General features: G+C 53.2%; 13 protein-coding genes. 9 read left to right on the forward strand and 4 right to left on the reverse strand.

The window, feature by feature from the left end:
- Window positions 1–238 precede the first annotated feature (238 nt).
- Both EKM97_RS10645 and EKM97_RS10650 read left to right on the forward strand, forming a co-directional pair.
- Window positions 239–1,438, forward strand: a complete 1,200-nt coding sequence (locus EKM97_RS10645; RefSeq protein WP_125572390.1) for an AI-2E family transporter — start codon at window positions 239–241, stop codon at window positions 1,436–1,438.
- 104 nt (window positions 1,439–1,542) lie between these two features.
- Window positions 1,543–2,250, forward strand: coding sequence for an SDR family oxidoreductase (locus EKM97_RS10650; protein ID WP_125572391.1), 708 nt, complete (start codon window positions 1,543–1,545; stop codon window positions 2,248–2,250).
- A gap of 61 nt (window positions 2,251–2,311) precedes the next feature.
- On the opposite strand, the gene rhaD is transcribed toward EKM97_RS10650, so the two are convergent.
- Complete coding sequence (gene rhaD, locus EKM97_RS10655) at window positions 2,312–3,196, reverse strand: rhamnulose-1-phosphate aldolase (protein ID WP_125572392.1); 885 nt, start codon at window positions 3,194–3,196, stop codon at window positions 2,312–2,314.
- Window positions 3,197–3,621: 425 nt separating this feature from the next.
- On the opposite strand from rhaD, the gene EKM97_RS10660 reads away from it, so the two are divergent.
- Complete coding sequence (locus tag EKM97_RS10660; RefSeq protein ID WP_125572393.1) at window positions 3,622–4,392, forward strand: class II aldolase/adducin family protein; 771 nt, start codon at window positions 3,622–3,624, stop codon at window positions 4,390–4,392.
- Between the two features lie 131 nt (window positions 4,393–4,523).
- Here the strand turns inward: EKM97_RS10660 and EKM97_RS10665 are convergent, their stop codons facing one another.
- Complete coding sequence (locus EKM97_RS10665; protein ID WP_164507533.1) at window positions 4,524–5,294, reverse strand: DeoR/GlpR family DNA-binding transcription regulator; 771 nt, start codon at window positions 5,292–5,294, stop codon at window positions 4,524–4,526.
- Window positions 5,295–5,491: 197 nt separating this feature from the next.
- Here EKM97_RS10665 and EKM97_RS10670 point away from each other — a divergent pair, with 197 nt between their 5' ends.
- From EKM97_RS10670 to EKM97_RS10685, 4 genes are read left to right on the forward strand one after another with little or no spacing between them, the layout of a single operon-like run.
- The gene (locus EKM97_RS10670; RefSeq protein ID WP_125572395.1) at window positions 5,492–5,956 is read left to right on the forward strand and encodes a PTS sugar transporter subunit IIA; all 465 of its coding nucleotides are present in this window, start codon (window positions 5,492–5,494) and stop codon (window positions 5,954–5,956) included.
- An 18-nt stretch (window positions 5,957–5,974) separates the two neighbouring features.
- Window positions 5,975–6,289 (forward strand): PTS sugar transporter subunit IIB, encoded by a 315-nt coding sequence (locus EKM97_RS10675; protein WP_125572396.1) that lies wholly within the window; start codon window positions 5,975–5,977, stop codon window positions 6,287–6,289.
- 36 nt (window positions 6,290–6,325) lie between these two features.
- Entirely contained in the window at window positions 6,326–7,843 is a 1,518-nt protein-coding gene (locus EKM97_RS10680; protein ID WP_125572397.1) for a PTS galactitol transporter subunit IIC, read from the forward strand.
- Window positions 7,840–8,073: a hypothetical protein gene (locus tag EKM97_RS10685; protein WP_125572398.1), complete on the forward strand. Its 234-nt coding sequence runs from the start codon at window positions 7,840–7,842 to the stop codon at window positions 8,071–8,073. Before EKM97_RS10680 ends, EKM97_RS10685 begins: the two co-directional genes overlap by 4 nt.
- A gap of 81 nt (window positions 8,074–8,154) precedes the next feature.
- Here EKM97_RS10685 and EKM97_RS10690 read toward each other — a convergent pair whose 3' ends face one another.
- A complete protein-coding gene (locus EKM97_RS10690) occupies window positions 8,155–9,360 on the reverse strand; it encodes an aminotransferase-like domain-containing protein (RefSeq protein WP_125572399.1) in 1,206 nt (401 codons plus the stop codon).
- Between the two features lie 179 nt (window positions 9,361–9,539).
- Here EKM97_RS10690 and EKM97_RS10695 point away from each other — a divergent pair, with 179 nt between their 5' ends.
- Both EKM97_RS10695 and EKM97_RS10700 read left to right on the forward strand, forming a co-directional pair.
- Window positions 9,540–10,448, forward strand: coding sequence for a LysR family transcriptional regulator (locus EKM97_RS10695; RefSeq protein ID WP_125572400.1), 909 nt, complete (start codon window positions 9,540–9,542; stop codon window positions 10,446–10,448).
- A gap of 213 nt (window positions 10,449–10,661) precedes the next feature.
- Window positions 10,662–13,670: an LTA synthase family protein gene (locus EKM97_RS10700; protein WP_125572401.1), complete on the forward strand. Its 3,009-nt coding sequence runs from the start codon at window positions 10,662–10,664 to the stop codon at window positions 13,668–13,670.
- A gap of 41 nt (window positions 13,671–13,711) precedes the next feature.
- Here the strand turns inward: EKM97_RS10700 and EKM97_RS12090 are convergent.
- A partial coding sequence (locus tag EKM97_RS12090) for a hypothetical protein (protein ID WP_225419279.1) occupies window positions 13,712–13,955 on the reverse strand: 244 nt, incomplete at its 5' end.

Raw genomic sequence — 13,955 nt, forward strand, 5'->3', positions numbered from 1 at the left:
CCCCAGTAGAATACCGGGAGCAGGCCACGGTTGCTTAACTTAAATTTTTAAGTGTCTAACTTTTCTATTGCACTTCACCTTCGGTCTACCCCACTATTTTCAAACCCAGCATCCTTGCGGATGAAAGTTTCGCGACTTACGCTGACGGACAGTGACAGTTCCGCCTTTTGGTGGAGGTAATGCGGGGGCTGGCGTGTATAATGGGAGAAAAGAACGCTGAGAAAGAAGAGGTGGCGCCGTGAAACGCGAATCGCTGAGTCAGGTCATCAAACTACTATTAATAGGAACGTTGCTCCTAGTTCTAGCGGGGCTCGTGTTCCTCGGCACGAAGATTTCGTTTCTCTTCACGCCCATTACAACCTTCCTGTCCACTATCATGGGGCCATTTCTGATTGCCGGGTTCCTCTACTACCTGTTGCAGCCACTTGTGAAACTGCTGCACAAACTACACGTGAAGGGGCGCAACGCGAACGTCATCGCCTTCATTTTGCTGATTGTCATCCTGCTTGGTGGGCTTGCCTACATCATTCCGCAGGTCGTGACCCAGGTTGCCAGTCTGGTCAGCAACGTGCCGTCTTTCCTGCGGGAGGCGGAGACCTTCATTCGCGGCTTTGCCCACAGCAAAATTGCCGCGGAGTTGCACATCGCTGACATTTTGAATAGTGTCAACTTGAGCAAGAGCAGCGTGATGAAGTACGTTTCCAAGTACGCGTCGAGCTACATCAGCACCGGCGCGACGACCTTTGGCGCTGTGGTCGGCCACATTGGCAATGTGCTCGTGAACGTGTTCATGGCGCCGTTAGTGCTTTTCTACTTCATGAAGGACGGCGGCAAACTGTCCGGGAGCATCCAGCGTTTTGTCGCGCCGAGCTGGCAGGGATTTGTCGCGAACTTGCTGGCGAAGATGAATGCTACCATGGAGAGTTACTTCACGGGTCAGTTTGCGGACATGCTCATTGTTGGTATTCTAAGTTGCGTGGGCTACGCCATTAGCGGCACGCCATACGCGCTGATTATCGGGATCACAGCCGGGATTATGAACATGGTGCCGTACATCGGGCCGTGGTTGGGTGCCATTCCGGCGGTGTTGGTGGCGATGACGGTTTCTTGGAAGCAGGTTATTTTCGCCATCATCGTGGCGGTACTTGTTCAGCAAATTGATAATAATTTTGTTTACCCAAATGTTATTGGCAAATCAATGGAAATTCATCCATTGACCGTGCTGGTTTTACTGCTGACGGCGGGGAACATGTTCGGGCTGCTTGGGGTGATTCTGGGGATTCCGGTTTATGCGGTGGTGAAGACGGTGCTCGCTTGCCTCGTCAACGAGCCGCGCTTGCACTTCTTCAGTTACATGCGTAAAGAGCCCGCGCCTGCAGAGACAGCGCCGGCAACTGCAGACGAAGATAGTAAAACTGAAAAACCAACAAAAGAATAATCAAAAAAATGAGTTGCTCTTTTGGAGCAACTCGTTTTTGCTTAGAGATTGAAACAACATCAGCGTATACTGATTAATAGTAAGTCAGCGAGGGAGAGAACGCTTTGAGTATACAAAACAAACGCATCTTGATTGTCGGAGGAACGTCGGGCTTTGGCGCTGAGGTGGCCCGTGAAGCCTTAGCTGCCGGCGCGCATGTTCACGTCATCGGCCACAACACTCACCGTCTAACAGATTTTCTGGCCACGACATCTGGCATCACTGGGAGCAGCCTGGATGCCAGCAATCAGCAGGAACTGACCGCCTTTTTTCAGCGGCACGCGGATTATCAACACGTGGTGTCAATGCTAGGCGGTGCCTTTACTGGGGGCTTTTTGGATGCCCCAATTGCTGATATTCGTGCGGCGATTGAGGACAAATTTTTTGCCAATCTGCAGCTCGCACAAGTCGTTAATGGCCACATTCGTGCAGGCGGGAGTCTCACCCTCACATCAGGTTCTGGTGGCCACCCCTATGATGCCTCTGCGGCTATTATTGGCAACCAAGCAATCAACACGTTGGTTGCGGGACTGGCTGTAGAGATGGCCCCACAGGTGCGCGTGAATGCTGTGTCGCCAACCTGGACACCAACGGGTTTGTGGCGCGACATGTCCGCAACACAGCGGCAAGCGCAGGCAGATGCATTCGCAAAACAACTGCCTTTGGGACGAGTAGCCAAAATTGAAGAGGTGGCTGGCGCTTACCTTTACAGCATGCAGTCTAGCTTTATGACGGGCCAAGTACTCCGCATTGATGGTGGCGTGAATCTTTAATGCGAATTTAAAAAGAAAAAGCAGTCCTGCCGGCACAACGCCGGAGCGGCTGCTTTTTAGTTTACTTGGCAAGCATTTGGGCAAGTGTTTCACCATGCATGAATTCTGCTTTAGGCGTGAGGCTGAAGCGGTCGGCCAGTTCCTGCAGGTTCTCGTCGGTGATTTCCGCGCGTATCTGGCCACCTTGATTCTGAATGGTCGTGTAGATGAGTGCGGATTTTTCGACCGTTTCGATTAAACCAAAGGCCTCATCCATTGAGTCACCGGCGGCGAAGATGCCGTGGTGCGGCCACAGTACGAGGCGGTAATCGTGCATCTTGGCAGCTGTGGCGCTGCCGATGGCGGTGGTGCCGGGCGTCATGTATGGCAGCACACCGATACCTTCGGGAAAGACGACGATGGATTCGGGATGCATTTTCCAGAGCACCCGGGTAATCAGTTTTTCGTTTTGCGGCAGGGTGAAGGATAACGCAATCAGGTTAGTGGGGTGGCAGTGCATGACGACGCGCTGATTAGGGTCGCGGTGCAGCCGCTCGATGTGGGTCATGAGGTGTGCCGAGAATTCACTAGTTGGTAGGCCGCCGTCACAAAAGCCCCAGAAAAGGTCAACGCTGTGGCCGTCGGGGTTGATCTGCACGAGCCCAGTGTCGCGCTGCGGAAAGCTGGCGACATTCTTAAAGTAGCGGCCGGTGCCGGTGACTAAGAAGTAGCTACCCGCAAGTGCCGAGGCGTCAAAGTCGATAGGAATCGTGCGCAGACGGGCGTGCACGTCGCCGTAGGGTTTGATTTCTTCTGCGGTTAGCCGGTAGCTCACATTACCGCCATTGCGCTCATCCCAGCCGTGGTCGTAAAGCAGACCGGTCAGCTTGCCCATTTGCTGAACGTAGGGGGATGCGCCGAATGACTGGGAATACTCGGGGTTAAGAAACTGCTGAATTTTGTCCATAGTGACCTCCACTTACTGAAAACCAGATTAACGTGCTGATTGCGAGGGCAGAACGTTCAGACCTGGTATCCATTCCCTATCATAGGGAGTGCGAGGCAGATATGTGAGGGGGAGTCAAAATGTTGGGGAGAATTCACAACATCGGGTTATTTGTGAACAAGTTAGTTCAATAAAATTCAGTGGCCGCGGCTCGTAAATGCTTATTGAAGAATAAGTTATCTTTAATAAAAGCTGATAAATTAATCAATAATGTCGCCATAAGCTTGAATGATTGAATTCTTCTGAACCAAAGTGACACGTAAATCTGGTGCTGATTGATTCATTCTCAAACATGATTGGCCATCTTTTTGACCAGAAAATTCATGGTTATAATGGCGGTGAATTCGTTAAGGCACACGCACACGTCAGAAAGGAAGTTTGCAATCATGGAAATGATGTTTGAGACAGAACGGCGGGATCTTGCGCATACAGTCCGCAAAATGTTTGACCGCAAGGACACCAACGTTGCGGGCGGCAATATGTCCGTTAAGGTCTTCGATGCAGAGGGGCACGCCTACATTTTGATCACACCCACCTTCATGTCGGAAACCTATTACGCCGAATTATCGCCGGCGCAAATACTGGTGGTTGATGCGGCAAGCGGCAAAAAGATTGACGGTGTGGGCGATGTGACTCGTGAAATCAACATGCACGAGGAGGCCTACAAGGCCCACCCGGGAATTCGCTGCGTTTACCACTCACACGCTGAAGCCTCGATGTTCTGGGCAACCATCGGCCAGGACATGCCGAACGTGACAGAGGCGACGCGCGAGTTGGGGCGGATTCGCTGTTTGCCGTACAAGCCGGCCTGCAGCAAGGAACTCGCGGACACGGTGCACGACGCGCTGGTGGCTATTGGCGACAAGGCCGTTGAGAACGTCCTTCTGCTGAATAGCCATGGGATTTTGATTACCGCCTCCGAATTGCACATCGCCACGCGTTTGCTTGAAACGTTGGAATGGAATGCGCAAATTGCCTACAAACAGGCCCTGTTCATCAAGATGGGGCTACTGGATGATTACCAGTCTTGCGGGCACAACTACCAGGCGCCACTGCCGCTACCAGACATCGCGCTTCCAGAGCAACCAATCCGCGGCGTCTCACAGCAGTTTCCGGCAGACATGAAGCGGTCAGTGGACGAGACACATCTCCACTAAACAGCAAAAAGTGCAGGAATTGTTGGCGGATAATGCCAGCAGCTCAACACGGGATGAAAAATCAAAAACGGGGTTTACCAACCAACTTAATTGCAAAGCTGCGCGGTAAATCCCGTTTTGATATTTGGAGCTCAGTTATATATGACTTGCACGTGATTTTGTTCAAACAGGCTGAGATAGCGTTGGCTCGGCTTTTCATCCGTGACGATGGTGTCAATATCGGCGAAATCGAACATCACCACGAAGTCTTTTTTATCGAATTTGGTGTGGTCTACGAGCAGAATAGTATGGTCAGAGCGCGACATCATGGCCCGCTTGAGTTCGGACTGATCGGGGTCCGCAGAGTACACCCCGTTTTCGTCGAGGCTGCTGACGGAGAGCAGGAAGAAATCAGCGCGGTAACCCTGGATGGCCTGGATAGTTGCCGACCCGACAACACTACCGGCGTGTTTGGAAAGCAGCCCGCCCAGCATGAAGGTTTGGGTGTTCTTCAGTTCGTTGAAGCGGGTGGCCATATTGAGGTTATTCGTAATCACGTGCAGGCCGACCTTGTCTGCTAGCGACTTGGTCAGGCCGATGTTGGTGGAGGAACCGTCCAGGAACAGGGCGGCGTTATTGGGGATGAGCTTGCCCGCCAGGTCGCAAATGTAGCGTTTCTCCTTTTCCTGCACCTTCTCGCGCCGATTGAAGGCGTACTCGATGTTACTGGCCTGAAGCAGGTAGACCATCCCGTATTGCCGGCGGACGATGTTGTCTTGCTCCAGTGAAATCAGGTCACGACGCAGCGTGGATTTACTCGTGTAGACCCGCTTGCTGAGGTTGGCAACGCTGATTTGGTGCTCGTCACTCAGGACCTTGAGGATGTCATTGAGACGCTCTGGCTTTAGTTTTGGTTCGGACAATTGAAACACCTCCAGAATTTTGCTGAACAATTATGAGTGCATGATAGTCGCATCTTTGAACTTTTGTCAACAATTTTATGGGGGTGCAAAGCCGTTGTTATCGCATTGGAAACGTTTTACGATATTTTCTGCGAGGGGCTTAACGATTCAGAACAGTTCAGGTATCACGGGACAACTTGATAAAGGAGTGGTTGCGCATGAACTACAGTGACATGTTGAAGCGGGACCTGGTGTTTTTAGACGTTGACGCTAAGAATCGTCAGGATCTGTTTCGCCAAATTGCTGCCAAGTTGGTGGCACGCGGCTATGTCAAAGACAGTTACGAACGCGCTTTGAATCAGCGCGAAGATGAATTCCCAACGGGGGTCGTGTTCCCGGAAATTAGCGTGATGTTGCCACACGCGGATCCGCAGAACGTGCGGCAAGCGTTTCTTGCCGTCGTCAAGGTGCAAAAGCCTGTCCACATTTTGCAGATGGGCTATAACACCCCCGAAGACGCCGAGGCCATGTTCTTCCTGGGGATTACGGACTCGAGTCAGCAGGTGGGGCTGCTGCAACTGTTTACGGATTTGCTGCAGAACAAGCAGTTTGTGGCTGATTTTCGGCGGATTGATGACCCAGAGGCAATGTACGAGTTGGTGTTTAACCGGATTAATCAATAACGAAAGGAAGTTAGTGTAATGGCAAAAATTATCGTGGCGTGTGGCTCCGGCGTTGCCTCCAGTGAAGCAACTGTTGGCCGGATTAACACCTTTCTTGAGGAACACAACGTGAAGGGTGTCCAGGTGGATGCCACCGACTTTAAACAACTACCGTCAGTGCTGCCCGATTACGACGTTTACGTCTGGATTGCGCAGCCAAACCAAGAAATTGAACAGATTGCCAAGGACCACGGGATTGCAGTGGTCAACGGCATGCCAATCTTCATGAACGTTAATCCTGAAAAATCGTACAAAGAAATTTTCCGCGCGCTTAAGGCCATGCAGAAAAAGTAGCCCGTCCGTTCAAACAAGGAAGAGGGATGAGTCGAAATGGAAGTCTTAAAGACTGTTGTTAATTACGTTTTGAATCTGGGTTCCGCGGTCTTCGTTCCTTTGGTTATGTTTATCATCGCCATCATTGCGGGCCTGAAGTTGAAAAAAGCCGTTGCGGCGGCACTGACACTGGGGGTTGCGTTCTCGGGGATGACGCTGGTCGTTAACTACATGACCGGCGCGATTGCACCAGCCGGGAAAGCGATGTCCAAAGCGTTTCACCTGAGCCTGAACGCGGTCGACATGGGCTGGCCAGGGATTGCGGCCATCACATGGTCGTACAAGAGTGCGTTCTTGTTCTTCCCGCTTTTACTGGGAATTAACTTTGTCATGTTGACCTTCAAGTTAACCAAGACCCTGAACGTGGACATGTGGAACGTTTGGAACAAAATTTTCACTTACGTTGTGACACTTTACTTCACCAAGAGTGCGGCGCTGGGCTTTCTGGTTGCCAGCATTCAGATTATCCTCGAGCTCAAGTCTGGGGACATGTTCCAGCGGCACATTGAGGATTTGACGGGGATGCCAGGCGTGACCGTGCCGCACTTCGTCACGTTGTTTGCGGTAGTTCTGCAGCCACTCAACCGCTTGATGGACTTTATTCCCATCTTCAACAAGCCCTTCGACGCGGATGCTTTGCAAAAGAAAATTGGGATTTTCGGGGACAACACTGTGATGGGCGCCATCATTGGGGTACTGCTCGGCTTCGGTGCCGGCTACTCCGTGTCTGGTTCTCTGAACCTGGCGATTCAGGCCGCGACGGCGATGACCTTGTTCCCAATGATTTCCAAACTGTTCATGAAGGCTTTGCAGCCAATTGCCGACGCCATGAGTGGCTTCATGCAAAAGCACTTCAAGGGGCGCGAAGTTCACATCGGTCTGGATTGGCCAATTCTGGCAGGACGCAGTGAACTCTGGGTAACCGTCATTATCTTGGTTCCTGTCATGCTCATCATGGCGATGATTCTGCCGCACAACACGGTGCTGCCTTTTGCCGGCATCATCAACCTGTCCTTTGTTGTTCCAGCACTGCTAGTGACGGGGGCCAACTTGCTGCGGATGCTGGTACTGGGGATCATCACCACGCCGGTCTTCCTGTATGGTGCGACTTACTTTGCACCGGCAATCACGAACTTGGGGCGGTCTACGGGAGCCGTGAAGGTGCACGCGGGTGAACAGCTGTCCTGGTCCACCTTTGAAGGCCCAGATTTCCGCCTGTTCTTTGCCCAGGCTTTTGCCGGCAAATGGTGGGCAATCATCGCTGCCATTGTCTGGCTGCTCATCTTCGTGTGGCTCTACCATGACCAGACCCACATTGCGCTTCCTGGCCAGCGTTACCAGAACGGCAAGGTGGTTGCGGCCGCCGTTGCTGGCGCGGCCCCAACATCCATGAGTGACAACACCGATACGGATGACGGTGCGAGCGATGGCGACGATGATGACCTGGACGACATCGATGGTCTTGATTCCGGGAATGCGTCAGCTTCTAACAATAAGAAGGACGACAAATCATGAAGCGGCGCAAAATCATTTATTCAGCGCTTGTGTTCTTGGTGACCGTGCTGGTGGCCATCGCCTTGATTATGCGGAGCACGATCTTGTGCATTCCGTCGGGGATTCTGGCACTAATGGTGTACTTCAACGCCTACCCGGTTCTGTTCAAAGAGTTGGATGATGAGCGCTTGGCGCGGGCCAAGAAGCGCAGTGCGGAGTACGCCGCGAACCGTGAGCGGCGGAATTCGTAGCATCAATTGGATTTTAACATCAAATAAATAGCCCCACCCGCATCGTCAACAGATGCGGATGGGGCTATTTAGGTGGTGGAGTTAATTGCGCTGCTGAAGCTGTTTTGTCGAATTGACCATCACAAGTTCCTGTCGAATGCTGTTACACAGTTCGGCGCACCCGCGCTGAATGTCGTCAGTGCTCGGGTTGGTAAACGCGAGGCGAATGCCGCGCCGATCATTGCGCGCCGCATAGAGCGTCGTTGACGGCACGAAGGTCACGTGGTCACGGCAGCGACTGAGGATGCGCTCACTGTCGCAACCTTCGGGCAGGGTCACCCAGAGGAAGAAGCCGCCGTCGGGCTGGCTGCAGCCGACCCCTTGCGGTAAACCGGCTTGCAGGGCTGTCGACATGGCTTCCTGCTTGGCTGCGTAAGTGCTGCGCAACTGCCGGATGTGCTGACCCAGGTCGTTGGTGTTCAGGTAGCTGTCGATGGCGCGCATCATCAGGTTACTGGTTTCCAGATCGGCACCACTTTTGAGCGTAATCAGACGACTGAGCAATGCTGGGGTGGCGGTTAGCCAGCCCAAACGCAATCCGGGTGAGAGAATTTTGCTAAAACTGCCCACGTGGATGACGCGGTCGTCCGTGTCCAGCTCGCGTAGTGTCGGCAGGCCAATGCCGCGGTAACGCAGGGAGCGGTAAGGCGCGTCTTCCAAAATGATGAAGTCGAATTCACGGGCGAGGGCGAGCAGCTGCTTCCGCTTGCGCAGGCTCATGACGGTGCCGGTGGGGTTCTGGAAGTCCGGAACGGTGTACAGCAACTTCACCGGGTGCTGTTCCAAGGTCTGGCGCAGGATGGTCATGTCCATCCCGTCGCTGCGGACGGGGATGCTCAGGTAGTGCGGCTGGTAGGCGTCAAAAGCGGCTAGGGCACCAGCATAGGTGGGACCTTCAACGACAAGGCCATCGCCGGGATTGATGAAGAGGCGGGCGGTCAGGTCCAGTGCCTGTTGGGCGCCCTGCGTGAGCATGACGGTGTTCGTGCTTGCCGGCACACCATCGCGGCGGAGGAAATGCGCAATCTTCTGGCGCAGCGGTTCGTAACCAGCGGCGCTCGCGTATTGCAGGCATTGCGCACCGGCAGTGGTTAGTGCCTGGCTGAAGGCGCTACTCAGTTCACGCTCTGGGAACAGCTGGGGGTCGGGCAGACCGCCGGCAAACGAAACTTGACCCGCTGCAGGCGCGGCGAGCAGTGCCTCCAGGTTCGAATCCATCTGATCATCTATCCGCTGTGCAAATTGCATGTGTTTTTCCTCCGCTCTTAAATTTTGGCCGGTCATTCTTGCCACGACTAAATGGTATCTCGTCTACCATACATAAGTAAAACTCAACTATTTCAATTAAGAGTGAACATAGCTCACTCTTAATGGTAAACTTATCGGAGAATCACTTTACAATCCGTATTCGTTTCATGGAGGTCAAAATGGCTAGTTTTTCATATCAGGTGTTCGCTGCAGTCGTGAATTATGGTACTTTTGCCCAGGCGGCCGGAGCGCTGAACGTCACGCCCAGCGCGGTATCGCACAGTATTAGTCAGCTGGAGTCTGATTTAGGTTTTCCGCTGTTCATCCGCAGCCGCAGTGGGGCCGAGCTTACCGCCGACGGGCAGGTGGTCTTGCCCGTCATTCAGGGCATTCTCAACCTCGAGGATCAATTGCAGCAAGTTGCCGACAACATTAACGGGCTCGCCGCTGGGCGTGTGCGCATTGGCGCGTTCTCGTCTGTGTCCACCAACTGGTTACCGCCGATTATTCGCGCGTTTAACAAAAAGTATCCGCAGGTGCAGATTGAGCTGGTCCAAGCGGGATTTAACGAAATCGTGGAGCAAGTGCGCACTGGGAGTGTCGACATTGGTTTCTCCTTGTTGCCGGTTGATGCGCCCGTGACGGTGGAACCGCTAGTACAGGATCCCATCTTTTGCGTGACACCGCGCAGCTTTACGCCGCGGTCCGGCAAGTACGTGGATGACGAGGACATTGGCAAGCGCAACTTCATCCTTCAGCAGCAGGACTATGACCGTGATACCAAACGCGCGCTAGACCGCTACAATGTGTCTACGAATTCCATTAACTATTCCATTGATGACCAGTCGATTCTGTCGATGGTGGAATCTGGCTTGGGGATGGGCATTCTGCCGCAGCTCGCTTTGAGCAAGCTGGTAGGGGACGTGAACACCTATCCATTCTCCGAGCCGTTTGCGCGCACGCTGTGCCTGCTCATTAATCCCACACAGGAGCACGCGCCAAGCGTGAGCCGCATGCGCCTGGAGATTGAGCGTTACCTGGCAACGCGCTACGGCAAGGCCTACATGGGCAATAAGGTGCGGAATTAGAGAGTCATTGTTATTTGCGCGGTTTTAGATAATTGATTAATATTGCACTTGTGCACAATTCGTTCACACAATAAGTGTAAAATGATAAAAGTGCTGAAATTTTGTCCCTAAAATGCAATTTTTCCGATTATTGCAACGGAAACACACGCATTACGTGCCTTTTATGCACAACTTGTGCGCAAAGGTTAATTATTCTATTTTCGAGGAAACATCATGACTGAAAACGTTCGTTCCAATAAGCCGAATAAGTTCGTGCTAACGGTTCTAGCCGGCTTGGCTTTTGCGAGTGCACTCGCGCTGTACTACATCTGTTACGGTTCGCGCGGGCTGCTCGTCTATACCGTGACCGCATCGGTACCCACCAAGTTGTGGATTGCTGGTATCTTCGTGAAGTATGTGCTGGCCATTTTGCGCAATGCCGCGCTGATTTGGGCGGGTGCATATTTTGCGCGCCACGATTTTCACGTAAAAACCGCGGGGCGGTTCTGGTTGCTGGCGATTATCAGCGCTATGATTCTGCTCCTGCTCGTTTTCGCGCGGGATTCAATTACCAAGGAGCAGATTTACGACCAGCTGTTGCCATTGCTGCGTAACACGCAACCATTCGTGAGTGGAGCGTTCTTGTTCCTGCTCGCACAGCCATACCTGCGCCGCTGGCTCACGAGCCCAAGTGTGCGCAACATGGCGCTAGCGATTCTGATTCTGCCAATGATTTTCAACAAAGATCCGTTCATGATGGCCGGGGGCACGAACACGCTCGGCGTGTTTGCCTTTGGCTGCATGGGTCTCATTGTGGGCAATCGCGACGTGCGAATTCGGCCGCTACACCTGTTGTGGTTCATCCCGGGCTACCTGGGCACCATTTTGCTGGCGTTCAACGCCGAGTACGGCGCTCTGTCGATGGGAAACTCTGTGCGGCTCATTGGCCTGCTGTCACCGCTGACGGTGCTGCCAGCGATGGCACTGGTACGGATTGCACTGGACATCACGGGCGCATACAGCGCACCCGCAACGGCTAAGCAGCGCTGGACCGAACGCAGCCTTGTGTACACGATTTGGTTAACGGCGCTGGTCCTCACCGGGGAAACTTGGCGTTACTACACCGGCACTTATTTCATTGCGGTACGGGACTTCCTCCTCAAGTTCATGCCGCACAAAATCTGGCTGCTCGTTGATCCGGTTATTTTCGGCATCACCGTTTGGCTGATTGCCAGCGTCACGATTTTGCTCGCGCAACGCACAAAGTTGTGGGCAGAATTCGGCACCCACTGGGATTTGCCATTTCGTGCCGCTTGGCACCAGATTGCGCACCATGGTCCCGAGATTGCCCGGCGGTTGTGGGGGATGTACTGGCGGCCAGTGGTTGCGGCCGTTGCCCTGTATTTTGCCCAGACCTTGGGTGCGCTGGTGATGAACCAGTCGTTCAGTACGGTGCAGAATATTTACAACCCGTACCTGAACATCTTCCCCTTCACTTTCTTCTATAGTTTCGGGAATATGCTCTACGGCACCATTATCCTCCTGATGATTTACTGGGTACTGCTGGCGCTGACAGACCGCTACTGGTTGTCACTGCTGACCACAATCGCCCTGCAAACCATCCTGACCATTGCCAACCTGGTCAAAATTAAGTTCCGTTCGGAGCCAATTGTGCCGAGTGACCTCGCTGAGTTGAAGTCATCACAAGAGCTGATTGAGATGCTTAATCCGGTGCTGCTCATCGCCGCGGTTGTCGGCATTGTACTGATTGTGCTCGCAATCACCTACGTCGAGCGCCACGCGCGCAATGCCAACCAGAAGCTGACCACACGTGTTAGCAAGCTGGTTGTTGCCCTGGCCTTCATTGTGTCATTGGGCAGCCTGAATCATAGCTATTCCTACATGCGCAACGTGATTAGCAGTTTTGGTATCAACATGGCCAACAATAACCAGTTGCGGTTTGCGCAGTGGAACGGCTCCATTCTGCAGTTCGTCAGCGGCCTGGACGTACATGCCATGGCCAAGCCGACTGGCTACTCGAAGGCGGAAGTGGCCAAGGTGGTCAAACGCTACAAGCAGGAAGCTGCCGCGCTGAACAAGACACGCACCAATAAGCTCAAGGACACGACGGTGATTTTCAACCTGAGTGAAAGCTTCTCCGACCCGACGCGGATTCCGAACCTGACCTTCAGTCAGGACCCAATTCCGTACATTCGCTCGATGAAACAGAACTACACTAGCGGAACCATGATGAGTTATGGCCTTGGTGGCGGGACAGCGGACATGGAGTACATGACGTTGACGGGGCTGTCCCTCGGGAATTTTGACAGCACCATCAACACGCCGTACACGCAGCTCGTGCCGAAGCTGAAGCAGAACCCGAACATCGGCGAGGACTTCAGTTATGCCAGCGCCATCCATCCATACACCGGCTCCTTCTACAACCGGCCGGAAGTTTACCGCAAGTTCAAGTTCAATAAGTTCGTTTACCTGGACAGCAAGTACAAAATTATTGATCAGTCGCGTCTTGGCAGCAGTCCTTACCTGTCAGACACGACGGCCTATGACAACGCGCTTGCGCAGGTGAACAAGAAAAACGGTGGTCAGTTCATTAATCTGATTACGATTCAGAACCACATGCCGTTCAACGACTGGTACAAGAACCCAATCAGCGTCAAGGCGGGTACCTCCGCCCTCAATGGCGTGAAGACGCAGATTGAGACCTACGCTACAGGGACCAATTACACGGACCAGGCAGTGAAGGCCTTCCGCGAGAAGATTGACAAAATTAACAAGCCAATCGTTTGGGTCTTCTATGGTGATCACTTGCCGGGTATTTACAACGGTGTCACCGATCAGATTCTGCTGCACAGCACGGACTACTTCGTCTACGCCAATAAGTATGCGCAGGAGCACGGCGCACTGGGCAAGCAGAGCAACACCCAGTACGTCGGGCCAAACGACTTCATCGCACTGGCATTGAAGCAGGGGAACATCAAACTAAACCCATACAATGCTTTGATGACGGATGTGCAGGCGAAGTTGCCGGCCATCTGGAGTAAGACGGACAGTTCCCGCACCAGCAGCACGCTGGGGATGCGGTTCATCAACGAATCCGGCCGCAGCGAGAGCTACAAGCAGCTGAGTGCAAGTCAGAAGCAGCTGTTGCACGATTACCAGATTATCCAGTACGACATCTCCACCGGCAAGCAGTACAGCCTGAAGATGGGTCTCACCAAGTAATACAAAACAGCGCAGCCAATTATGGCCGCGCTGTTTTTGTGTTACTGTCCGTCAGCGTAAGCGCTGAAAATACCATCCGCAAGGATGGCTTCTATGAAAATCGACCGAAGATCGGGCCTGGGGCAGATTAGCTTCGCGAACAGGGACTCCGTTAGCGGGACCGTTCCAGCCGGCTGCGCCGTCTTCCACTGGGAATTTTGCCACAAGGCCGGTGTCAAAATTCCGCTCCCGAGAAAAATGGCGGTGTACACCCGACTAAATTCATGTCGGGCATACACGGCCATT

Source organism: Lacticaseibacillus songhuajiangensis, assembly GCF_003946025.1.
GTDB lineage: Bacteria > Bacillota > Bacilli > Lactobacillales > Lactobacillaceae > Lacticaseibacillus > Lacticaseibacillus songhuajiangensis.